Origin of the sequence: Bacillus sp. ISL-34 (genome assembly GCF_018613325.1) — a bacterium.
Classification (GTDB): domain Bacteria; phylum Bacillota; class Bacilli; order Bacillales; family DSM-1321; genus Peribacillus.
Genome location: NZ_JAGGQJ010000018.1, coordinates 115,285 through 137,851, shown reverse-complemented (window position 1 = coordinate 137,851; position 22,567 = coordinate 115,285). Strand labels below are relative to the sequence as shown.

General features: G+C 41.2%; 20 protein-coding genes. 4 read left to right on the top strand and 16 right to left on the bottom strand.

What is annotated here, in order from left to right; translation table 11 throughout:
- Nucleotides 1–34: 34 nt before the first annotated feature.
- From J7E52_RS14175 to J7E52_RS14155, 5 genes are all read right to left on the bottom strand, one after another.
- Entirely contained in the window at nt 35–1,615 is a 1,581-nt protein-coding gene (locus tag J7E52_RS14175) for a fatty acid--CoA ligase (protein ID WP_214747508.1), read from the bottom strand.
- Between the two features lie 133 nt (nt 1,616–1,748).
- Nucleotides 1,749–2,900 carry a thiolase family protein gene (locus J7E52_RS14170; protein WP_214747505.1) on the bottom strand — a complete coding sequence of 384 codons (1,152 nt, stop codon included), beginning with the start codon at nt 2,898–2,900 and terminating at the stop codon, nt 1,749–1,751.
- Between the two features lie 27 nt (nt 2,901–2,927).
- Complete coding sequence (locus tag J7E52_RS14165) at nt 2,928–4,073, bottom strand: acyl-CoA dehydrogenase family protein (RefSeq protein WP_214747503.1); 1,146 nt, start codon at nt 4,071–4,073, stop codon at nt 2,928–2,930.
- A 79-nt stretch (nt 4,074–4,152) separates the two neighbouring features.
- Nucleotides 4,153–4,920: a 3-hydroxyacyl-CoA dehydrogenase gene (locus tag J7E52_RS14160; protein WP_214747500.1), complete on the bottom strand. Its 768-nt coding sequence runs from the start codon at nt 4,918–4,920 to the stop codon at nt 4,153–4,155.
- Between the two features lie 73 nt (nt 4,921–4,993).
- A complete protein-coding gene (locus tag J7E52_RS14155) occupies nt 4,994–5,389 on the bottom strand; it encodes a MerR family transcriptional regulator (protein ID WP_214747498.1) in 396 nt (131 codons plus the stop codon).
- Nucleotides 5,390–5,553: 164 nt separating this feature from the next.
- Here J7E52_RS14155 and J7E52_RS14150 point away from each other — a divergent pair, with 164 nt between their 5' ends.
- From J7E52_RS14150 to J7E52_RS14140, 3 genes are all read left to right on the top strand, one after another.
- Nucleotides 5,554–5,979 (top strand): universal stress protein, encoded by a 426-nt coding sequence (locus J7E52_RS14150; protein ID WP_214747495.1) that lies wholly within the window; start codon nt 5,554–5,556, stop codon nt 5,977–5,979.
- Nucleotides 5,980–6,146: 167 nt separating this feature from the next.
- Nucleotides 6,147–7,031: a cidABC operon transcriptional activator CidR gene (gene cidR / locus J7E52_RS14145; protein WP_214747493.1), complete on the top strand. Its 885-nt coding sequence runs from the start codon at nt 6,147–6,149 to the stop codon at nt 7,029–7,031.
- A gap of 159 nt (nt 7,032–7,190) precedes the next feature.
- Complete coding sequence (locus J7E52_RS14140) at nt 7,191–7,562, top strand: hypothetical protein (protein WP_214747490.1); 372 nt, start codon at nt 7,191–7,193, stop codon at nt 7,560–7,562.
- Between the two features lie 64 nt (nt 7,563–7,626).
- On the opposite strand, the gene J7E52_RS14135 is transcribed toward J7E52_RS14140, so the two are convergent.
- The 5 genes from J7E52_RS14135 to J7E52_RS14115 form a co-directional block, all read right to left on the bottom strand.
- Nucleotides 7,627–8,349 (bottom strand): amino acid ABC transporter ATP-binding protein, encoded by a 723-nt coding sequence (locus J7E52_RS14135; RefSeq protein ID WP_214747487.1) that lies wholly within the window; start codon nt 8,347–8,349, stop codon nt 7,627–7,629.
- Nucleotides 8,346–9,002, bottom strand: coding sequence for an amino acid ABC transporter permease (locus J7E52_RS14130; protein WP_214747484.1), 657 nt, complete (start codon nt 9,000–9,002; stop codon nt 8,346–8,348). Before J7E52_RS14130 ends, J7E52_RS14135 begins: the two co-directional genes overlap by 4 nt.
- A gap of 78 nt (nt 9,003–9,080) precedes the next feature.
- Nucleotides 9,081–9,902, bottom strand: a complete 822-nt coding sequence (locus tag J7E52_RS14125; protein WP_214747480.1) for a basic amino acid ABC transporter substrate-binding protein — start codon at nt 9,900–9,902, stop codon at nt 9,081–9,083.
- Nucleotides 9,903–10,242: 340 nt separating this feature from the next.
- Nucleotides 10,243–11,262 carry an AI-2E family transporter gene (locus J7E52_RS14120; protein WP_309476889.1) on the bottom strand — a complete coding sequence of 340 codons (1,020 nt, stop codon included), beginning with the start codon at nt 11,260–11,262 and terminating at the stop codon, nt 10,243–10,245.
- Between the two features lie 223 nt (nt 11,263–11,485).
- The gene (locus J7E52_RS14115; RefSeq protein WP_214747477.1) at nt 11,486–11,716 is read right to left on the bottom strand and encodes an excisionase family DNA-binding protein; all 231 of its coding nucleotides are present in this window, start codon (nt 11,714–11,716) and stop codon (nt 11,486–11,488) included.
- Nucleotides 11,717–11,977: 261 nt separating this feature from the next.
- Here J7E52_RS14115 and J7E52_RS14110 point away from each other — a divergent pair, with 261 nt between their 5' ends.
- A complete protein-coding gene (locus tag J7E52_RS14110; RefSeq protein WP_214747475.1) occupies nt 11,978–12,904 on the top strand; it encodes a glycine-rich domain-containing protein in 927 nt (308 codons plus the stop codon).
- 342 nt (nt 12,905–13,246) lie between these two features.
- Here the strand turns inward: J7E52_RS14110 and J7E52_RS14105 are convergent, their stop codons facing one another.
- From J7E52_RS14105 to J7E52_RS14080, 6 genes are all read right to left on the bottom strand, one after another.
- Nucleotides 13,247–17,917 (bottom strand): hypothetical protein, encoded by a 4,671-nt coding sequence (locus tag J7E52_RS14105; protein ID WP_214747471.1) that lies wholly within the window; start codon nt 17,915–17,917, stop codon nt 13,247–13,249.
- Nucleotides 17,918–18,099: 182 nt separating this feature from the next.
- On the bottom strand, nt 18,100–19,296 hold the full coding sequence (locus J7E52_RS14100; RefSeq protein WP_214747468.1) for an MFS transporter: 1,197 nt from the start codon (nt 19,294–19,296) through the stop codon (nt 18,100–18,102).
- Nucleotides 19,297–19,662: 366 nt separating this feature from the next.
- Nucleotides 19,663–20,625: a sensor domain-containing diguanylate cyclase gene (locus J7E52_RS14095; protein ID WP_214747465.1), complete on the bottom strand. Its 963-nt coding sequence runs from the start codon at nt 20,623–20,625 to the stop codon at nt 19,663–19,665.
- Nucleotides 20,626–20,866: 241 nt separating this feature from the next.
- Nucleotides 20,867–21,661 (bottom strand): DUF4097 family beta strand repeat-containing protein, encoded by a 795-nt coding sequence (locus tag J7E52_RS14090; RefSeq protein ID WP_214747461.1) that lies wholly within the window; start codon nt 21,659–21,661, stop codon nt 20,867–20,869.
- Nucleotides 21,654–22,208, bottom strand: coding sequence for a DUF1700 domain-containing protein (locus J7E52_RS14085; protein ID WP_214747458.1), 555 nt, complete (start codon nt 22,206–22,208; stop codon nt 21,654–21,656). The genes J7E52_RS14090 and J7E52_RS14085 overlap by 8 nt, the downstream gene beginning before the upstream one ends.
- Nucleotides 22,205–22,525 carry a PadR family transcriptional regulator gene (locus J7E52_RS14080; RefSeq protein ID WP_061461705.1) on the bottom strand — a complete coding sequence of 107 codons (321 nt, stop codon included), beginning with the start codon at nt 22,523–22,525 and terminating at the stop codon, nt 22,205–22,207. Before J7E52_RS14080 ends, J7E52_RS14085 begins: the two co-directional genes overlap by 4 nt.
- Nucleotides 22,526–22,567 lie beyond the last annotated feature (42 nt).

The following is a 22,567-nucleotide window of genomic DNA, read 5'->3' as shown; positions in this document are numbered from 1 at the left end:
TAACTTGTTATTGTATCGGCTACTGACCCCGGCATTAAAGAAGGTTCCCCAAACTTTTGCCATCAATGTTTTCTTCCAACTGTTTACGAATCAAGAATTTTTGTATCTTCCCACTTGCGTTTCGAGGCAGCTCATTACAGAAGATATATCTTCTTGGACGTTTATAGTTCGCCAATGTATCACTGTTCTTACACCAGTTTTCTAGATCGGTTTCCGCTAGCGAAGGGTCTTTGGCTACGATGAAGGCCGTTACCAGTTCCCCCCATTGGTCATCTGGCTGACCAATTACTGCACAGTCGAGAACTCCTTGATGCTCATATAGTGTATCTTCCACTTCACGTGGATAAATATTTTCCCCTCCAGAAATAATCATGTCGTCCACCCGGTCCTTGACCCACAGATATCCATCCTCATCCAGGAAACCGATGTCACCGGAATGGTACCAGCCTTTGTAAAGCGCCGTTTCGGTCTCTCTATCTTTTTGAAAGTAACCCTGCATGATACATGGACCCTTCACTAGGATTTCCCCTGTTTCCCCAGGTTCCAGCATATCCTCGGGATCCGCTGGCCCTTCGTCATTCGGACGGGCAATGATGATTTCATGTTCGGAACATGCCTTGCCGGCAGAGCCCGCTTTCCTAATTTGATCTTCCTCCAATAGGAGAGTGATTGCGGGACCCATTTCAGTCATTCCATAAGCTTGGATGAACTGGATGCCGAGTTTCTCCTGACAGGCCCTTACAAGTGTGGGAGCCATCGGGGCTGCTCCATAAAGCCCAAGCTTCAAACTCTGGAATTTATACTCATCCAAGTTTTCCTGAATGAGCATGTTCCACATCGTGGGAGCAGCAAAAAACTTGGTGATCCCCTCGGATTCAATCAGTTCCATGACCTTTTTGGGATTAAACTGATGTAATATGACATTTGCGGCACCGACCTGTACGCGAGGTAAAAAGGAACAGTGCAATTCAGCACAATGAAACATCGGTGCAGTAATCAAACCGATATCAGAGCGTTCGTACTTCATGGCCTCTATTAAAATCTCTGCTTGTTTGACCATATCTTTATGAAGGTGAATGACCCCTTTGGGACGTCCGGTAGTCCCGCTCGTATACATGATGGCATAGATATCATCCTCGTGAACGTCCACTTCTTCCGGCTTTGATGAGATACTGGCCATTTTCTGACGGTAACCTTTAGCATACCCAGGCACATCATCATCAATATACCAAAAAGCCGTTTCTGGAAATCGCTTTTCAACCGCGGCAACGTTCGCTTCCAATTCGTGTTCGAATAAAACGACCTTTGGAGCAGCGTCGTTCAAGATGAAGGCCAACTCTTCCGGCATTAAACGGAAGTTGATTGGATTAAAGATTGCACCGATTTTTGCACAGGCAAAGAATGCTGTTGCGAGCTCTTCATTGTTGTAAAGGTACGTAGAAACCCTGTCCCCTTTTTGCACCCCTTCCGATTGAAGGGCCGCCGCCAACCTATTCACCTGTTCATTCCATTGAATGTACGTATAGCGGATATTTCTTCTCACGTCGTAGATAGCTTCTTTAATGGGGAATTCCTGAACCGTCTGATCAAAGATATTTTTAATCGTTACTGACATATCATTTTCCTCCTCAAGTAGGCCCACCATCAACAGGAAGATTTCAGGCAAAGCCTGCGATGGTCGGCTTCATCCCTTTTTCAGCTTTTACCTTCGTGCGATATACGAATATTCCTAAATGGAAAGTCCAGATTCAGTCCAATCTTTCAATGATGGTCGCATTCGCCATACCGTGGCCTTCACACATTGTTTGCAGCCCATAACGGCCGCCCGTCCTTTCTAATTCATGGATCATTGACACCATCAATCGGGCCCCGCTGCCGCCAAGAGGATGACCCAAGGCAATCGCCCCGCCATTTGGATTCAGTTTCTTCGGGTCTGCCCCCGTTTCCTTTAGCCAGGCAATCGGTACAGGAGCGAAAGCCTCATTCACTTCAAAGATGTCGATATCATCAATTGTAAGACCTGCTTTTTCCAAAGCCTTTTGGGTGGCGGGAATCGGCCCCGTAAGCATCAGTGTGGGATCTGACCCGACAACAACCCGTGTATGCACTTTAAAGCGCGGTTTCAATCCAAGTTCTTCGGCTTTACTGCGTTCCATCAACAATAAAGCGGCAGCACCGTCACTGATCTGACTTGAGTTCCCAGCATGAATTAAACCGTCTTCTTGAAAAACCGGTTTCAATCCAGCAAGTACTTCAAGCGTAGTTCCACCTCTTGGGCCTTGATCTTCCGTAACTTCGATATGATTTCCTTCTTTATCAGTACCCGATACTGATATCATTTCACGGTTAAAATGCCCTTCTTTTTGAGCACGTATTGCCTTGGCATGGCTTCCAACGGAAAACTGATCACAATCTTCACGTGTAATCCCCCACTTATCGGCGATTCTCTCAGCTGATAAACCTTGGTTGATCACCTCATACAAATCCATATACTTTTGGCTTGTTACAGCACCTTGATAATTAGACCCCATGGGAACTCGTGACATGTTTTCCACTCCACCGGCCACTACCACATCCATATCTCCCGACAAGATGGCCTGGGAAGCGAAGTGGACTGCCTGCTGACTTGATCCGCATTGACGGTCAATCGTCGTTCCCGGCACTTCAATCGGAAATCCGGCAATCAGTGCAGCAACCCTTGCTATATCACCGGCCTGTTCGCCCGACTGTGAAACACAACCTAAAATGACATCATCGACAATAGCCGGATCGATGCCCGCCTTTTCAATCAGCTTCTTCAATACTTCCCCTGCCAGATCATCAGGGCGAACGTCTTTCAAGACACCGTTCCTTCTGCCTACTGGCGTGCGAATCCCTTCAACGATAACCACTTCCCGCATATACTCTCTTCCCTTCTCATCCTTTTATTAAAGGCCCATATTCTTAGCGATGATTTTCTTCATGATTTCATTTGTCCCGGCATAGATGCTTGCTACCGGAACATCCCGATACCTTCTGGCAATCTTGTATTCCTCCATATATCCATAGCCGCCATGGAGCTGCATGCATTCAATGGATATTTTTCTGGCAGTCTCCGTCAAACGCCATTTTGCCATCGAAACTTCCGTTACAACCTGTTCACCAGCCATATGTTTGGCGATCAATTGATCTAGGAAGGCACGCCCCATTTTGATTTCCGTTGCCATTTCCACGATTTTGAATTGAGTATTTTGAAACTGACTTACGGATTTTCCGAATGCTTCCCTGCTTTTCACGTACTCAATCGTATCGGCCAGCATATCCTCAGATGCGGTTTGAGCACAAATCGCCACCACAAGTCGTTCCTGCTGCAGTTTATCCATTAAGTAATTAAACCCTTTGCCTTCTTCACCAAGCAGGTTTTCCTTTGGAACACGGCAATCCTCGAAGATGAGTTCTGCTGTATCCTGACTGTGCAAACCAAGCTTCTTCAGTTTTCGCCCCCTGGAAAACCCAGGTGTATCCCTTTCGACCACGACTAAGCTAACGCCTTTATGTTTCGGAACGGCACTTGGATCCGTTTTACAGGCAACGATGACCAAATCCGAATGTATGCCATTTGTGATGAATGTCTTTTGGCCATTTAATATGTAATGATCTCCATCCAAAATGGCAGTCGTTTTAATATTGGCCAAATCCGAACCTGTACCAGGCTCTGTCATGGCAATGGCTGTAATGATTTCCCCTGTCGTGCATTTGGGAAGCCAGCGCTTTTTCTGCGACTCATTTCCGTATGCGGAAATATACGGAACGGTGATGTCACTATGAAGTCCGAAACCAATAAAACCAGAACCGACTCTTTCCAATTCCTCATTAATTATGACCGCAAAGCCCCAATCTACCCCTGAACCCCCATAATCTTCTCCAAGGTCCGGACATAAAAAACCCTGTTCACCCATTTTCACCCAAAATGACCGGGGAATGATCCTCTCTTCTTCCCATCGTTCATAGTGGGGAACTGCTTCTTTCTCTAAAAACTTTCGGAATGACTTACGGAAAATCTCATGATCTTCACTTAGGTATGGATGTTTCATCTGTTTTATCTCCTCTCCAATTCTTTGCGGAGGCTCTTTTCCTGGATTTAGAATGGATTGCCCTGAAGGAATTAACGACTTACCTAGGTGACATTCTAATGGCCCCATCCAGTCTGATGGTTTCCCCATTCAGCATTGGATTCGTTATGATGCTTTCCGTTAGTTTAGCGTACTCTTCGGGATACCCGAGCCTTGATGGGAATGGTACGGTTTTACCTAATGACGTCCTAGCTTCTTCAGGTAATGAATCGAACATCGGAGTATGGAATAGACCGGGTGCAATCGATACGACACGTATCCCTTTGGTGGCAAGCTCCCTAGCGATGGGCAGAGTCATACCAACAATCCCTCCCTTAGAGGCACTATATGCGGCTTGTCCGATTTGTCCTTCAAAGGCGGCGACCGAAGCTGTATTGATAATGACCCCACGCTCCCCCTCTTGATTCGGTTCATTTTCGACCATTTTTTCCGCCGCAAGCCGGATTACATTAAACGTACCGACCAAATTGATTTGCACGACATTTGAGAACGCTTTCAATTCATGTGTACCTTTTCTGCCTATGACCTTCTCTGCAATCGCAATGCCTGCACAGTTGATGACCGCATTGATGCTCCCGAATTTTTTCATTCCTTCATCCAACGCTGCCGATACGCTTTCTTCACTTGTTACATCCGTTTTAATAAACAGGACTGAATCTCCCAATTCCTGAGCCATTTTAGCGCCGTTGTCTTCCGAGAGGTCAAATATGACCGCTTTTCCACCTTTTTTAATGATGTTTCTTACTGTCGCGGCTCCCAGACCAGAAGCTCCGCCTGTCACAACTGCAATGGTTTCTTGAATTTCCAAATCCTCACCCCATTTGTTTCTAGAATATATATTCATCATTCACTAACGTCAAAACCTATTTTCAAGATTAATTTCACCGCTTGCCTGTTTTACCGTTCACTTTCAAGTCATGCAGTGTTTCGGTAAAGCCTTTGATTACCTGTTCAAAATCCTGCTTCAACCCATCCAGCTCTTTAATTCGTTCATTAATTTCGTTTAACTTCTGTCCTGCAGTTTCAATCGTTTTTTCCAATTGCTTGATGCCTGTCCTATCCTTATCGAATAAAAGGACTATATCCTTTATTTCCACTAACGAGAAACCATACTTCTTACCGCGCATTATGATTTTGAGCTGTGCATATTCTTTCTTTCCATAAACTCTTTTTCCCGTTTCGGTACGCATTGGCCTAAGCATACCCAGTTCCTCATAATATCGGAGGGTCCTTGTCGTCAATCCGAATTCTTTTGCTAACTCAGAAATGGTGTACATGTTAAAACCACACTTTGCAAAGGGATTATTTACCTTCATTTTAACATTGACGTTAACGTAAACTTCAATAAGTATTCACAAAATTTCTAATATATGAAACTGCATGAAAGATTCAAATTGATATACTAGGGGTATATTCTTTAAAAGAAGGGACTGATAGATCAATGCTATGTTCAAAAATATTAGTTGCTTTTGATGAATCTGAATTGGCACTTAAATCTTTAGAAAAAGCGATTGAATTAGCGAAGCTGGATCCCGCAATCGAAATCCAGGTGCTTCACGCTGTAACGCTGCCAATCAAGCCAAATATATATGGCAATGCTTTTCAGGAAATTGAAGAATCCATGCTCAAGTATGGCAAGGAAGTGATTAAAAAAGCGGAAGCGCTTTTATCCGAAATTCCGAATGCATCCCAAACATTTGTCGTAGAGGGTTCAGCCATCACGACTTTATTGGAACGTGCAAAATCCCAGAATTGTGATCTTATCATCATGGGCAGCCGCGGATTGAGTGGCTTCAAGGAATTCCTAGGCAGCGTGAGCCACTATATCGTCCAACATTCCCCAGTGCCCGTCTTGTTGGTCAAATAAAATTCACGGCAGATACTCTTTATAGCCAGCCCTTTCATAAGCTGGGTTCCCCTTTGGAATCCAGCTTATTTATGCGTGCATGGAACTCCAAACTTATCATGTTTTACAAACACTTCCGTTTACGGGTAAAATGAAACTAATTTTAAACGAGGATAACAGGTGACGCAATGGATATTAAACATTTGCAATACTTTATAGAGGTAACCAATTTCAATAGCTTCACTCGGGCTGCCGACCATTTATTCATTACCCAGCCGACCATCAGCAAGATGATTAAAAACCTGGAAACCGAGCTAGGTGTTGAACTTTTTGATCGTTCACGCAAGCAACTGATCTTGACCGATGCAGGCAGGGTCGTCTTAGAGCAGGCAAAATTGATTGATAAGGCCTTTCACAATTTAGAAACGGAAATGGACAATTTATTAGGTTTGAAAAAGGGACATATACGCATCGGGCTGCCGCCGATCATCGACGCTTCTTTCTTCCCCCGAATTCTTAGCCGTTTTCACGAGGACTATCCCAATATTACCTTTCAATTAGTAGAGGATGGTTCAAAGAAAATAGAAGAATCCGTTCAAAATGACTTAATTGATTTAGGCGTAATAGTCCTGCCAACCAACACCGCACTTTTTCATCATTTTGCTTTTTTGGAAGAAGACATCAACTTGATTGTTCACCCCTCCCATCCGCATGCTTGTAGTGAAGAAATTGGTTTGGCCGACCTGGAAAACGAATCTTTCATCTTATTCAATAAAGATTACGTCCTTCGAGATCTCATCATTTCATCCTGTAATGAAGCTGGTTTTTCTCCACATATCGTCACGGAAAGCTCACGCTGGGATTTTATTGAGGAAATGGTTTACTGTAAACTTGGCGTTGCTCTATTACCTGAAAGTTTATGCCGTCATGATGAGCGCGTAAAGACAATCAAGGTTAAAAACCCCTCAATTAGTTGGAATCTAGGATTTATTTGGAGTAAGGACCATTACCTTTCATACGCTGCAAAAGAATGGCTGAAATATACGAGGGAAGCGTTATCTCATAAGCAGTGAATTATCTAGCATGATTGATGTAAGCACTATCATAGATTTGGGTTATGCACATGATAACAACTAACCATTTTACAATGCGTTACGGCAGGGTTAGACTAGTATAAGTAAAAAGCACGGTAAATGCTGATGGATTCCAGATATCCTAAAAAGGAGATATTCATGATCACTTTATCTAGTGTAGATGAGTTACAGGCAACAGAAGCAGCTCTGGAGAAAATTAAATATTCATACCCCGAATTATTTAAAAAACTGCTCCATGTCATTGCCTTAACACGGGCTCTTCAATTTAAATATCAATTTATGGGCACATTACTCATGGATGAAAACCCTAACGAATACACCCCTGAATTCGTTATGCCCTCCGTTATCGGATTATATATAGAGGAAGTTCAAAAGTTAAAGGATGACCCAAATATCCAGGTGTTACTTCAGACCTTCTCCCAAAATAAAAATATTGGATATGCCAAAATCAGTATGCTTGTGCTCGGTAAAAGCCCTGAATCGCTTTTAGGCGCTTCATGCATCAAATGAAGCCCCCTGATATACTCCGAAAAAAAAACCTCCCTTTATGGAAGGTTTTTTTCTTTACGTGCCATTAAAGCACTTTACTCAAAAAGGCTTTCGTTCTTTCCTGCTGGGGATTATTGAAAATCTCACTAGGAATATTTTCTTCAATAATATAACCTTCGTCCATGAAAATCACGCGATCTCCAACTTCTTTTGCAAACCCCATCTCATGGGTCACAACTACCATGGTCATTCCTTCCTTAGCCAGTTGCTTCATGACCTCAAGGACTTCACCGACCATTTCTGGATCTAGAGCTGAAGTCGGCTCGTCGAATAGCATGATTTTGGGTTCCATCGCCAACGCCCTGGCAATTGCGACGCGTTGCTTTTGTCCCCCCGATAATGAATCCGGATATGCGTTCGCTTTCTCGGCAAGTCCCACTTTCTTAAGCAGTTCCATCCCTCTTTTGGAAGCCTGTTCTTTGGATATCTTGCGGACCTTTATAGGCGCAAGCATTATATTCTCAAGAACAGTTTTATGTGGAAATAAGTTAAAATGCTGAAATACCATGCCAACTTCCGTCCGGACTTTATTGATATTGACCTTCTTGTCTGTCGTATCAAGCCCTTCAATGAAAATATGGCCTCCCGTTATCGTTTCAAGTTGATTGATACACCTGAGGAAAGTGGATTTACCCGACCCAGAAGGCCCGATTACCACGACTACTTCCCGAGGGGAAACGATTGCATTGATATTTTTCAATACTTCATTTTCGCCAAATGACTTCTTTAGATTCTCCACCTTGATCATTCTGTTTTCAACCTTCTTTCGAGTCTATTTAGTACGAAACTTAAAATGAGGGTAAGGAATAGATAGATGAAGGCACACGCCAAGTATGGCTCCCACACTTTAAAGTACTGACTCCCCATCGCTTTCCCCCAGTACATCAATTCCGGGGCAGCAATAACACAAAGCAGGGATGAATCCTTCAATAATACGATGAATTCATTTCCTAACGGAGGAATCATCCGTTTGAAAGCTTGAGGCAATACAACATGTATCATTGTTTGGATATGGGTCATTCCCAATGAACGCGCCCCTTCCGTTTGCCCATTATCGATGGATTGAATGCCCGCCCGGAAAATTTCGGCAATATATGCGGCTGCATTTAACGATAAAGCAATGACACCGGCAGTTACTGCATTCGTTTCCCCGGTAAAAAAGGGCACAATTCCAAAATGGATTAAAAAGATTTGAACTAAAAGCGGTGTTCCGCGAAAAACCGTTACATAACAGTAAAATGGAAAGGCAAGCACTTTGTTTCTCATGATTTTCCCTAAACCGATCAATAACCCCAAAAAGGTTCCGATGATGATGGAGGAAACCGAAAGCCCTATAGTAAGCAATGTTCCTTTTAATAAGAAAGGAGCATATTCAAAAATAATATCCCAGCGAAAACTCATTTTGTTTCCCTCCTAAGGCCAAAAAAACTGCGTAACTTCACACGTAAAGTTACGCAATCTTTTACTATCCATTTGATTTTATTGTTGTGCTTTCAATGTTTCTATATCTGGATCGGTACCAAACCATTCTTTATAAATTTCTGCATATTTCCCATTTTCATAAATGGCATTCACGGCTTTATCGAACTCCGATTTCAATTCACTGCCTTTTGGGAACATGAGACCATAAAACTCCTCATTGAAACTTTTGCTATCTTCAACGACTTTCAGTTTTTGATCGGGGTTATTTTTCACATATTCTTCAACAACGGTATTATCAGCTACGACAGCAGAAGCTCCGCCTTTTAGTAATTCCTGAATGGCCAGGTTATTATTTTCGAATTTTTTGATATCCTTGTGATTCTTTCCAAGGAGTTTCTCTACCGCTTCCTGTCCGGTTGTACCAGTCTGAACGGCAATGACGTTTCCTTTCAATTCATTTCCTGATTTTATATCACTATTCTCCGGAACGAGAATCTTGTTTGTGGATAAGAAATACGGAACCGAGAAGTCATAAGATTGTTTTCTTTCGTCATTCACTGTAATCGCAGATATGGCGATATCCGCTCGCTTAGATTCGATTTCTACAAAAATCGGGTCCCAACCAACAGTTTCCAATTTAACTTCATAACCCGCTTCTTTTGCAACGGCATTGATGAAATCAACATCGAATCCTACAATCTTATCGCCTTCAAGATATTCAAATGGAGCATAGTTGGCGTCCGTCACGATCCTGAGTGTTTTTCCATTGGACTCTTCTTCTTTACCAGTTGTCGAGACTTCCTTACCCTTCCCGCATCCTGTCATGACTAGTAACAAAGAAGCTACCATGGCAAATACTAAAAAAGAAACCTTTTTCAAAATAATCCCCTCTTCTCTCTCGTAAACTCTCTTTTTTTAAAAAAACTGATAAATCTAACTTTAGAGAACTTTCAGTATATTCTTTTAAGAATATTATACGTTTATTTGTTTTTTTATGCAATAAAAAGTCGATAAATAACTTTAGTAAAATAAAATTTTAATCAATTAACTCGGTAAATCAAAAACGCAACTAAGCTCTAATAGGGAAAGATGACTCCTTTTAACCTTTACTCGAATTAATGGATATTATATTGCAAACAGATAGTGCCACCATTCAAAAGGTTTAATAAAACAAAAATAAGCAGCGGCCATATTAGCGTGGCCGCTGCTCAAATGATTATTATGGGACTTCCGTATTCCCCTCTTCAATATCTAACATATCCAACAGGAAGATGAAGATCGGTATTCCGATGATCAATCCCCATATCCCAAGGAAATGCTCGGAAAATAATAGGATGATGAAGGTGAAAAATGTTGGAAGATTTGTTTTTGCCGACATGAATTTCGGATTTAAAATATAGCTTTCAATTGCATGGATCACAACAATCATGATTAATACAGCAATCACTTTGGGCATGCCGCCGATACTATAGGCAATCATGCTAAGCGGGATGAGGGAGATGATGACCCCTGCAACCGGAATCAAACCAAGGAAGAAAATCATGATCCCTAGTCCTAGCAACTGCGGGAAGCCAAGAATCCATAAGAAAGTTACGGATAGGACAGCATTCGTAATGGCTATCAAGAACTGGACCTCAATCACCTTTCCGAATGAATTGATGAATTTGACGCCAAAGTGGCTTAAGTTTATAAAGAAAGATTTAAATTTGGCCCGCTTGAATTTAGAAGTGAATCGAATGATTTTATCTTTTTCCAATAAGAAAAATAGACTAAGCAACATGGAAATGAAAATTTGAAATGCCAGTTTACCGAAATCGGATATATAAAGATAGAGTGTATTCATCTGTTTTTGAAGATCGAGCGGCGATTCCAGCTCGTTCATTATATTAATGGCATATTGAATGACCCTACTATCTGGTGGATGTTGAAAGAAGAAAACGATCTGTGTCACTAATTCCGTGAATTGTAGCGTAATGACCGGTAGATATTTATAAAGTACGATGGCTAAACAAGAAATGACGACTGCATATAAAAAGCTTATAACAACCTTGGAGTTGATATGCATCACTTTATTCAGCCGAATCATGATGAATTGCTCCAGCCTTCCCATCAGGAAAGTGAAAACAAATGTGAATAACACGATATTAACCATACTACCGATGCTTATTAAAAAGAGGACTAACACAATTAATGTAATTAACCTTGAAAAACCTTCGCTTTGCAAATACTCTTTTACCACTTACCTATCTCCTAACTACCATTCTGCCGTGATAATTCCTACTACCTTTCATTTTACACGGAATTGAGGGATTCTACTACAATTACCTTCCATTGACAACAAAAATTATTTGAATGATTAGTAAGACCCATGATGGAGACATAGTTTAGACTTTTTTGGAAAATTCTTATCCTTAATTCCAAGCCATTTCTCCATGAAAAAACATCTGCCAAATCGGCAGATGCTAATCTTCATCCTTCACATCGGTATCTTCGGGGATGGGTTCGTTATAATAATCCGCTAATTCCTTCTTATATTTCTCCATCTGTTCAAGATGCATATTAAACTGATCTTTAAAAATCAAATGCTGCTCACCATCATGAACGGTGCGAATTTTATTTTGAACGATCAAACTTTCTATATAAGATTCCGGCATCGATAGATATTCCGCAGTCTCTTTTACTGTCAAGTACATGCCTTCACCCCATTTCCTCCCTAACTATACTAGATACGAGGCATTATTTGAAGTGCTTGATTGTTAATTGAAAACCTCTTACATGACAAGGAAAGGACGAAACCCGATTCAGGGTTTTGGCATGCAACCTCCCCAGCTTAATCGATTTCCGCCAATGGAACATTTTGGCCAAAAATCAAAACAACAACTTACAATCCCTTCCAATAACATGTAAGATAATGTTAAAGCAATTTATCCATAAATTAAGAGGAGTGGACAAAAATGACCTTTTTTTATGTCATTCTTTCGGCGATTTTTGCTGTTTTACTTGTCAGGTTCGTTAAAGGGCTAAGTGAACCGGCTAAATTGGAACGCTATCAAACTGAATTCCGTAAATACCATGCAGAAACGTTAAATCTGCATGCAACGGAAATCGTTTCAGAAGCATTGATAGAAAAGCTTAATACAGCACTGGATTTCAATTATATGGAAAAGGTCAATACTGAATTCCGACAGAAGCATCCAAGGGACTCACAGTTAAAGGTCAATCAGGCTTGGCGTGAATTGAAACGCTACTTGATCATGGCTGCTGTGTTTGGAAAAGTTGAAATGTTTAATTCAGTCATCGATGAGTTATGGCATATCATGCTGAACTATAGAAAGGAATATGATGAGTTCTGCCAAGCTTTCATCGGTAGGACCATTCAGCACCATCCTCATTCAGAACCTATTTTCAAACCCGAAGAGCGGACTCTTTTTGACTTTTACTATGTACAGCTATTTACGGTGGACTCCCATTCCATTCAAAAGTGGGGCAAATTTTTCAAACATGGTAAAGGGCTAACGCTTCTCCGCGATTTTGAAACGTTGGAGCTGGAGCAGTTAAAAGAGAAATATATGCGGAAACCGACAAGTATACAAGCGGAACGGACCTTTGAATCTTTCACTTCCCAATTTAAAGAGAATCGCCCCATGACAGAATTGAATTGGCGGAAAACGTACGACCAGACTGACTATGCAGCTCCTGCCTATTTCACTTATGCAAGCACCGATGATTTTGACAGCGAATTTAAAGATATTTTCGGGAATGAACCGAACACAGTTTCCTCTGGATCCGGCCATGCCGATCATGGTGGTCATAACAGTTCCCATGACAGCATTTCCGATTCCTCTTCCAGCTGTTCTTCATGCAGTTCTTGTTCGTCTTGAGCTTTTCGCTTGGAAAAAATCCAAGCGTTTTTGTATATGCAAATTTGAAAAATAAAAAAAATTAGTACAAGGTTAACTGAAGATCGAGCAATAATTGGAAAAATACAGAAATTACCTTTCGCCATTTTTAATTAATGTTTTGCAAACTAATATAGATCAGCGGGAAATAGAAATTCATGATTGGGAAGAGGAAATAAAAAAATAGAAGAAGAGAAAGAGGGCTTTTAAGTGCTCTCAGTTTGTAGACAAAAGGGGCTCGGAATTTATAAATTCCGAACCCCTTTGAAATTTTGGTCCAAGGTTAAGAGATTGGGCCTCTGACGCATTTCATTTCCTTCTTCATTAATTCCACCGATTGAACCAATTCTTGACCCTTTGTTTATTTTTCTCAAGTACCTCCTTCGATGTCCGGTTGTCTTTTTGCTTTTTCCATTCAAAGAAAGATGCAATTCCGATAAGCAGCCCTCCGCCGATGATTAAATACAGCCACCATGGCATCTCGCTCCACATCGAATTGGTATTCATATAAACATTGAATAAAATGGTCCCAGTTCCAGCGATGAAATAGGATTTGTATTTCATCATGAATCCAAACAGCATTGCTGCCATTGACACCGTGCCGATAATGAGGGCATCATATAAGGTGTTGCCTGCCATTGCATCAATGATCAAGGCCAAAAACAAGAGGAAAACAATACCACTCTCGATATATTGTGTGATTTTGCCTTTAACAAAGATTTTCCTCAGCAGAGTGGTGTTGACAATGAACAGCGGCAGAATATTCACCTCCTCCTCAAGTACAGGAGGTATCGTGAGCTGTTCGACAATGACCCAATACGGATATAGACTGAACAATATCGTTGCAGCCAACTGGGATTTTCTTTCCAACATGCCCGTCGTCGTGCTTCTCATCAAAATGAAATAGGCCGGAATCAGAAGTGCCACGAAGATTTCCAGAATGAAATGTGCGGATCCCCCCGTCAAAACATCCATGTTCATGGCAAGAAGAAACAGCAGACCATAGACTCTGTAAAAATCAAATTGAAGTCCTGCCCCGCCTTTATACAGCAAGCCTTTAAAGTATTTCCTGCTTAGCACTACCATCATGGCCGTACACCCAAAAAGGACTGCCGATCCAACGAAAGGCTGTAATGTGCCCGCGTACATGATGATGGTCCAATACGGATACAAACTGAGAATTCCCGTCAGCCAAACGTAGATGCTCTTTTCTTTTACATCCTTTGTGAAACTTCCAATCAAGATGAAGTAAACCGTGATCAAGAGTGAGACGAAAACCTGGAGTAACTGGTTTGATGTTTCAGTTACTGGAATTCCCCTATTCATGGCCAGTAAAAATAGCAGGCCATATATCCTGTATGCATCGATGGTAATACCTGTTTCTTCCTTTTTGATTAAACCATCGAAATAACGCCGGCTTAAAAGCAGCATCCCTGACATACAGCCGAAAAGGAACAGCAATCCCATTACAACCGATAGGCTGTCGGCATAGCCGACGATGATTAGGAAGGGATACAAACTGACTAGAGCAGCAATATTGCTATAGATTTTCTTTTCTTGCTTATCTGCTGTCAAGCTGCTCAGGAAAATGAAATAAGCGGTTAACAGAAGTGATACAAAGACTTGGAGTAACTGATGTTTAGTATCATTAAAAACCTCCGCATTCATATCGATCAAAAAGAATAAACCATAGATCCTGAAAGGATCAAAGCTGATGATGCCTGTTCCGTTTTTCTTGAGTAACCCGCTGGAATGCAGCCTGCTCAGCAACAGCATTCCTGCCATACAGCCAAAAAGAACTGCCAAACTCGTGACGATTGGGAGTCTATGGGCATAGTCCATGATATTGAGGAACGGGAAAAGGCCGATAATGGCAGCTATTCCTGAGTAAATGCTTTTTTCTTTCTTATGGATCGTGAATCTTCCCATAAGGATGAAGTAGCCAGGCAACAGCAGCGAAACAAAAATCCCCAAAATCGCAGAACCTGTATCGCTCATAAACACTTCCAGGTTCAGGGTGCACAGATATAACAAGCCAAAAATCCGATAATAATCAATGACTCTCTCCGTTCCCTCTTGGTTGACCAATCCTTTGAAATGGCGTCTGCTAGCAATCACCATCACAGCCATACATACAAGCAATACGATAATCGCCATAACCAAAGGTACTGTATTTACATACATATTATAGAAGATGAACGCCAGGCTTAGAGGAGCCGCAATATAGTTCCGCCAATTCCTTTTCATGAGCAGATACCAGGCAAACAAGAACTGTACAGTCATCACTCCTACCCAGACCAATTCCCTGTTAAGCGGAAAATCCCGGATTGCAGTTTCCAATATGGATATGCTTATTCCTAAATGAATGAATGGAATAAGATAGTACTCCATGATACCTTTCCAATTCTTATTGGAAGCCAACCACAGAATGGTTATGAGTCCTGCTGTCATTATCATGCATATGGATGTAATGAATGCCATTTGACCCACGTTCGCAAAAAATAAATGGACCTGCAGGAAAAGGGTCGAAAACCCCAGGTACGTAAAAACGTATTTTTCCCATATCACCTGTGCCCTTAAAGCACTCAAAATATAAATCAACAGCTGTGCAACATATAGGAACGGTGAACTTTCCGTATGGACAATGAGCAAATATCCAACGGGAATCGCAAGTAAATTAGCAAGGTGACTAGTATATTGGAAGTACAATTTCCCATTTTTCGAATATTTCCCAAGCCATTCTCCTAAAAGGAAAAAGACAATAGGGCCTAGCAGCACAAACGCAATCCTCAACACCATTAAACCAAAATCGAAAACATCGTAGAGTGAAGCATATAGGCCGGCACTTGTAATCACGACAGGCACCCAGAATATTTGCTTCCGATGTATATGGACGGACCAGCCGTTCATTGCAGTGGCTATGGCAATGACTCCGCTTGCTTCCAAAGGATTCAGTGAATCGAATGGGATCGATATCATGGAAAGGAAGGAAAGAATCTGTCCGCTATATGCAAAAACAGGAAAGAATTTATTGTATCCCTTTTTAAATGTGTAAGCTGCACCGATGGAAATCAGTGAAACCCCCATTAAATAGACGCTGAGCGGGATATTTGAACGGACCCATTCTAAACTCTCCAACAAATATGGATATAAAGCAACCAAAGCCAGTACGAAAGTGATTGGAAATCCGTATAAGGCGTTTTCCTTCATATGCTTTGATTGGTCTTTTATATATGTGATGAAGAAAAGCCCAGAGATCATGGCGAGCGCCGCACTAACTGCAAGCCAATCCATTTCACTGAATTTACTGGTCAGTATCACTAACATGATCATTGGGGAGATAAGTAAAATACTCTTCTTAAACAGGCTGTACCTTGGGTGACGATTATATAAATATACTCCTAGATATTGAATGACCTGAAGAACAAAAAACAGATTTAAGATGGTAGAAAAAGAGACTGGCAATGCAAAGAAAAGATATAGGAACGCTAAGTCGAAAACAACAACAGCCGGGTACGTGAGACTTGAATTTCTCGATTGAAGGGAAACATAGACAAGCTGGGCGGATACTATCATAAGCGCGATGAATATTTGCGCATAGTTCTCCTGGTACACCATCGCGTTACTATATAAGAAAACGATCCCGCTCTCGATCATACTGGTGAACATGAAGTTCTTGGAAAGCTTAGTTCTTTTGGATTTAGCCAGATATTTCGATAGAATAGTAAAAATGATTGGTACAAGTGCAAATGCAATGATTATGTACTCACTTAAAAACGAGTTATAAACAAGATGGATATATCCATACGTGAAAACGGCGCTAAACGCCATTTCATAATATTTTCTTTGGAATTTGACCGAAAAAATTAAAAATAAAACCGAAAAGACCATCAACGTTAGCGAATACACCAAGTTACTTGAAAATAACGTCAGGATCACAAAGGCTTCCACGATGATCTTAAACTGGATGAATTGAAAAATGAATGGTTTGAATAACGTTAATGCTTTTTGATTTTTCAATTGCTCAATATTCCATAATAGTATTAAATTAAGAATGCCAATCGCCAAAAACATCCACTCGATCGTCGGTGTCACAAAAGCCAATCCGAAATAGCAGGTAATGCCAAACGTGAATATCGAAATGAAAATGAATATTTTCGACTTGAAGTAGTCAGCAATCTTACAATAAATGGCTAAGCAGAGTAAACCCCCAAGAAACCCCAGAAGCCCCCGCCCACCACCATTAAGTGAAAGGTACTCTCCAAAAATCCGATAATATGAAGCTGATAAAATCGTAATCGGAATGAATAAACCCGCTAGCGTCAGGAATGCAAAAGCGGTCTGTTTAATTTTAAGCTTCGATGCGATGAAGGCCATCCCTGCAAAAATGACGGATACCATTCCAATGAAGAAAACTTTCAGGACCGCATTCAGATCTCCCCATGAAGTGGTTGCTAAAATCAACCCGCCAAACAGAAGCAATATGACCCCAGTGAGCAGGATGACAGAGATATTCCGTTCCCTGATTTGCTCAGGTGTTTTCTTCGGCTTTACCGGTTTTACCGGTTTCTCCCGCTTGATGGCCTGCTGTTGAATAACCGGTTTCCTATCAGTGATCTCCTTGACAGGTTCAAGGCTTTCCTCAAAAACGGATTGAATGGGAGCATACCCTGCCTTCTCATCTTTCATTTTCGATTCGTTCAATCCACTGGATTCCCGTAATTCCAATGAAGATTCTTCAATCAGGCTATCTTGAACCCTCTTATCGGCACTTTCACCGATAATCGTTTCAGTTCCATGGGCGGATTTCCTTTTTTCTTGCTCTAAGCGCTTTTGTTTATGGAGGGCTAATTGGAAATGCCGATTGTATGCCCTGCTAATCCGGATATATTCTGATTTAGGGATGAGCCGACTTTCCCATAAAACATCCAGCTCTTCTTGGAAAATACGCTTCCTTCTTTCTAATGTCATTTCTTCGTTTGAAGAATCATTCATCCCAAGATTCCCCTTCCTTCAAATAGACCTTCTATCATCTTATGTATATTCTCTTATTGATAATAACAAAATTTTTCCATTTTTAAAATATTCAGGATGATACACTGATGAAACAACGAAGCCATTGGTGTTCCTCCTGACTCAAAAAAAAGAATGACTTCCATTGAAGCCATTCAACATCCCTACATTGATTTTACTTTATCCTCGCTCCTGATGATGCAAAAATAAACGATCATTGAAATGAAAATCGAGGCGGCTGCCGTGATATAAATGCTCCTATAGCCGAAGAGGAAGCCTATCTGCCCGAACACGATGGCACCTATGCCCACTCCAAGATCGAAAAATGAAAAGTATGTGGCATTCGCCATCGCCTTCCGATTGGGTGCCGTCTTTTCAATCGACCATGCCTGCAGCGCCGGCTGGACACAACCGAATCCAAATCCATAAAGCGTTGCCGCAATGTAAAGGACCGCTTCACTCGGCATCCACGCAAGCAGCAGCATGCCAGCCATGATGAGTACTGTTGAAGGCACGAATATTGCTCGATGTCCCCTTCGGTCATATAATCGACCCGCGAATAATCTCGTGACCATGAGGGCCATTGCATATACTAAAAAGTACCACTGAATTCCATCTACACCTTTTTCCGCTGTATACAGGGGAAGGAAGGTTGCAATTCCACCGAATGTAACGGAAATGAAGAAAATGAGCAATGATGGCTGAAGGGCACTTTTTTCATATATATCAAACCTTTTGGCTCTGACAGCTGCGGAAGGATCACTTTCCACTTTTTGATACCGAATAAGTGATGCTGCAATGATGGCAAACAATCCTAATAATGAGCAGATCAAAAACAACTCTTGAAACGGAAGAACCGTAGCTAGAAAAAGACCCAATGATGGCCCGAATGCCAGTGCTAAGTTACCCGATAATCCGTAATAACCCATCCCCTCACCACGCCGTTTCGCAGGGATTATATCGGAAGCAATCGTTCCTGAAGCCGTTGAAGAAAATCCCCAGCCGACACCCTGTACAATCCGCATCATGAATAACAAGCCGATGCTCCCCATAAAACCGAAGGAACCCACTGACAATGCAAAAATGGCTAACCCGGCAAGAAAAACGAGGCGCCTTCCCTTCGTCTCCAATAATCTGCCGGCAATTGGCCGAACAAGCAAGGCTGAAAAAGTGAAGATTCCAAGGACAGCCCCCACCAGGCGGTCGTCACCGCCAAGCTGTTCCACAAACAGCGGGAGGGTCGGCATCGTCATTTGAAACCCCATGAAGATGCACATATTTGCCAAACAGATCATGATGAAATCACGTGTCCAGATCTTATCAGTCCCTCTTACCCGTTCATCCACTAAGGTTTCCCTCATTTCCCTTCACCTTCTAATTAAAATAGTCATTGCCAGTTTACTAAAATAGGTTAAAATAAGCGAGTTATTTATTTCGTGTACCTAAATATATATATATAAATAAAAGCCCAGTATGACACTGGACTCACCCTTTAACATTCATAATGAAAAGCTGACATGATCATTTCCTCCCGCTTACCTTCCGTATGCAGACTGACAATTTAGGTTCGCCATGCTGTAATCCCATTGCTTCTATTCATCATTCATACAGCGAAACCACTCCAAACCTTTTAGTTCAAAATTCCATTAAACACCCCAGGAATCAAGCATTCCGCTAGTGAGGAATGTTGTATGGCCCTTGCCCTATCTCATTGTATCCCATATCTTTCATCTACCCGCCCGAACGAGTTTCTGTTCTTTTCTTTGCCGTTTATCTTGAAGCATTTTTTGATCCGCTTCCATGAATAAACTATCCATATTCCCTTTTGAATGCGAACGGTATGCATGTCCGAATGACATACTGATGTGAGGGCCTTTTTTTAGGGAGTTTTGCAAAAGGATTTCCTCCTTTAATAATTCACAAAGAGATTCCACTTCTCGCTTGCTTCTATCAATCAGAAGAATGGCAAACTCATCGCCTCCCACTCTCGCTACAACAGCGATGTCCGAGAAAATCCGTTTCAATAGATTTGCCGCTCCTTTGATCAATTCATCCCCTTTCTTATGGCCATATGTATCATTCATAAATTTCAGCTCATCTAAATCACACAAAATCATGGCAACCGGAGTGTCAAAATCCAGATTGGATTTGGCAGATATATTATCAAAAAATTGTCGATTATGGATATTCGTTAATGGGTCATGGGACATTTGATACTCAATATCCTGTATGAATCTCACTCTTTCATCGATATTCCGAATGATTCCTTGAACGGCTACCAATTGCTCTTTTTCATATATAGGTGTAGCATATTCCTCGAACCACAAAAAATCCCCCTCGATATTTCTCCAGCGTTGAATGACCGGCTTAGTATAATCAATCCCAACGTATATCTTTTCATTTAGGATTTCAAAGTCATCAGGATGAATCCTTTCAAAAGGGGAGGAAGGGTCATTGTATGCTTCTTCCAAGACGCCTTGACCTAAAAGTGTATTGATGGATGGACTTAGATACCTGAACTTGGAACTTGGGATTGATTCGTAGCAGTAGATAATATCCTTAGAACTTTCCACTATATTAAAAACCTTTTTTTGCACTTCGAATCCTTTCCTCTGATAGTCCTTATCCCTTTTCTTGCGAGTGAAGATCGTGCGTTTAAATATATCCAATGACAATTTATTAAATTTCATCCTACAGCCCCCCATACTTTTGAAGTCGTTTCATTAAAACCTTATCCTTAGATTTGATGGCGGACTTACACTCATTACTTTTAACATAATTATCCTTTCTATATTATAATTCCAAAAACATTTAAAAGAAAAAGCTTTAAATGTTTTTCCTTATTTCCTTAGAAAGGGGACAGCTTCCAGCAATGGCTGCATAATTGAAAAAAGCCGATCCCAATTGGATCGGTTTTTTCATGCTTCACGACTATTTCGTTATCTCGATTTTCCCATTATTCGTTTCCAATTTCACTAAGTTTTCACCTTTGCCAATGACAGTATCGCCCTCATACTTACCAAGGATATCCACTCTCCCATTGTCAACATGAACATCGAAAGTTGTATTTGTCGGTTCATTCTCCGTTTTGATCATGATTTTACCATTATTACTTTCGAAGTTGATCTCCCTATCCAAGTCTTTCGTGACCAATGTGATTTTACCGTTATTCGATGACCCAACCAGTTTTCCCTCCACATTATTAAGTTCTACTTTTCCATTAGCAGATTTCACTTCAACTTTTTCGGTTATTATATCATTTAATTCTACCCGGCCATTTTGAGATTTCACATTTAGATCTTCACTTTTCAATCCTGATATTTGCAATTTTCCATTATCGGATTCGACGACAAAGGATTTATAAGATTCATCAGGCACATACAACTTTAAATGTAAGGAGTGAATATGAAAACCAAAGCTAAAGGTACGTCGATCTTTTAATTGTACCGAAAGCTTCTTCCCTTCCACATCTGCAGTGAAATCCAACTTGGAAACATCCATCCCTTTTGAAACCAATTCAATCCTGGTCTCCTTATCCTTCGTTGGAACGATCTCTACAGCTGCATTGTCAGTGTCGATCTGAATGTCCGTCACGATCTCCGAAATCGTTTTTTCCTCTGTAGTCGCTTCCTTATTCGTCACTTGGGAGAACGTAAACAGACTTCCTATTACTCCGACCAGTAACAATGCAAGTGCAATGATCGATAATTTTTTTACATTAATCATTTTTAAAACCGCCTTTCACAAGGGAAGCGTTAAATTTTAAATAGCGAATGAATCCTTTAGTTAAAGCACTCGTAGCGACAAACATTCCCATGGCTATGAAAATGCCAATCCCGCAAAGTCCCAATGCGAAGAAAAGATCGAATAATTGAAAGTTACCTAGCGCAAGGTTAAAAAGAACGCCAATAGGAGCAAGAATGAAAGCGATCGCCGAAGCCCATCCTGCAATGACAACTCCGATCAATGCTATAAATGGTCCCAAAACGATCACTAAATTAAAGAATCCCAAACCAATGACTGCCCAAACCGCCCGCATTACATTACCTGCAGAAGTCGTTTGTTCGACCTGACCAAGATGATAGGATGCCATCAGTTCCTTGGAAATCTGTTTAGGATTCCCAAGGGAATTGGAGATTTCCTGCTCTGACTTCCCTTCTTCCATTCCAATTTCGAAATACTCTTCGTAATCTTGAAGGATATCTTCCCGTTCCTCTAAGGAAAGTCTGGTTAAAGAGGCATTCAATTGTTTTAAAAATTGTTCTTTATTCATTGGTTCACACCTTCCTTGATTAATTGATTGACCCCATTGGAAAATTCATTCCATTCCGTCAGCAGCTCTTGAAGGTATCTCCGGCCTTTGTCCGTTAATTTATAATACTTGCGCGGAGGCCCTTCTGTTGATTCTTGCAAATATGTCGTAAAATACTCTTCCTTCGTCAATCGTCGTAAAAGTGGATATACCGACCCTTCCGATATTTCAATTTGGTCAGAAATCTTCTGTACAAGTTCATATCCATAGCGATCCTGCTTATCCAGTAAGACCAGGACACATAGTTCCAGGACACCTTTCTTAAATTGTACATTCATAGCACCATCACTCCTTCCAAGAGTCCTTTAGTATAGTTCAAT

Coding starts and splice junctions, on each gene's coding strand:
- J7E52_RS14175 (WP_214747508.1), bottom strand. CDS start 1,615: ATGTCAGTAACGATTAAAAATATCTTTGATCAGACGGTTCAGGAATTC.
- J7E52_RS14170 (WP_214747505.1), bottom strand. CDS start 2,900: ATGCGGGAAGTGGTTATCGTTGAAGGGATTCGCACGCCAGTAGGCAGA.
- J7E52_RS14165 (WP_214747503.1), bottom strand. CDS start 4,073: ATGAAACATCCATACCTAAGTGAAGATCATGAGATTTTCCGTAAGTCA.
- J7E52_RS14155 (WP_214747498.1), bottom strand. CDS start 5,389: ATGTACACCATTTCTGAGTTAGCAAAAGAATTCGGATTGACGACAAGG.
- J7E52_RS14150 (WP_214747495.1), top strand. CDS start 5,554: ATGCTATGTTCAAAAATATTAGTTGCTTTTGATGAATCTGAATTGGCA.
- cidR (WP_214747493.1), top strand. CDS start 6,147: ATGGATATTAAACATTTGCAATACTTTATAGAGGTAACCAATTTCAAT.
- J7E52_RS14140 (WP_214747490.1), top strand. CDS start 7,191: ATGATCACTTTATCTAGTGTAGATGAGTTACAGGCAACAGAAGCAGCT.
- J7E52_RS14135 (WP_214747487.1), bottom strand. CDS start 8,349: ATGATCAAGGTGGAGAATCTAAAGAAGTCATTTGGCGAAAATGAAGTA.
- J7E52_RS14130 (WP_214747484.1), bottom strand. CDS start 9,002: ATGAGTTTTCGCTGGGATATTATTTTTGAATATGCTCCTTTCTTATTA.
- J7E52_RS14115 (WP_214747477.1), bottom strand. CDS start 11,716: ATGTACTTGACAGTAAAAGAGACTGCGGAATATCTATCGATGCCGGAA.
- J7E52_RS14110 (WP_214747475.1), top strand. CDS start 11,978: ATGACCTTTTTTTATGTCATTCTTTCGGCGATTTTTGCTGTTTTACTT.
- J7E52_RS14105 (WP_214747471.1), bottom strand. CDS start 17,917: ATGAATGATTCTTCAAACGAAGAAATGACATTAGAAAGAAGGAAGCGT.
- J7E52_RS14100 (WP_214747468.1), bottom strand. CDS start 19,296: ATGAGGGAAACCTTAGTGGATGAACGGGTAAGAGGGACTGATAAGATC.
- J7E52_RS14095 (WP_214747465.1), bottom strand. CDS start 20,625: ATGAAATTTAATAAATTGTCATTGGATATATTTAAACGCACGATCTTC.
- J7E52_RS14090 (WP_214747461.1), bottom strand. CDS start 21,661: ATGATTAATGTAAAAAAATTATCGATCATTGCACTTGCATTGTTACTG.
- J7E52_RS14085 (WP_214747458.1), bottom strand. CDS start 22,208: ATGAATAAAGAACAATTTTTAAAACAATTGAATGCCTCTTTAACCAGA.
- J7E52_RS14080 (WP_061461705.1), bottom strand. CDS start 22,525: ATGAATGTACAATTTAAGAAAGGTGTCCTGGAACTATGTGTCCTGGTC.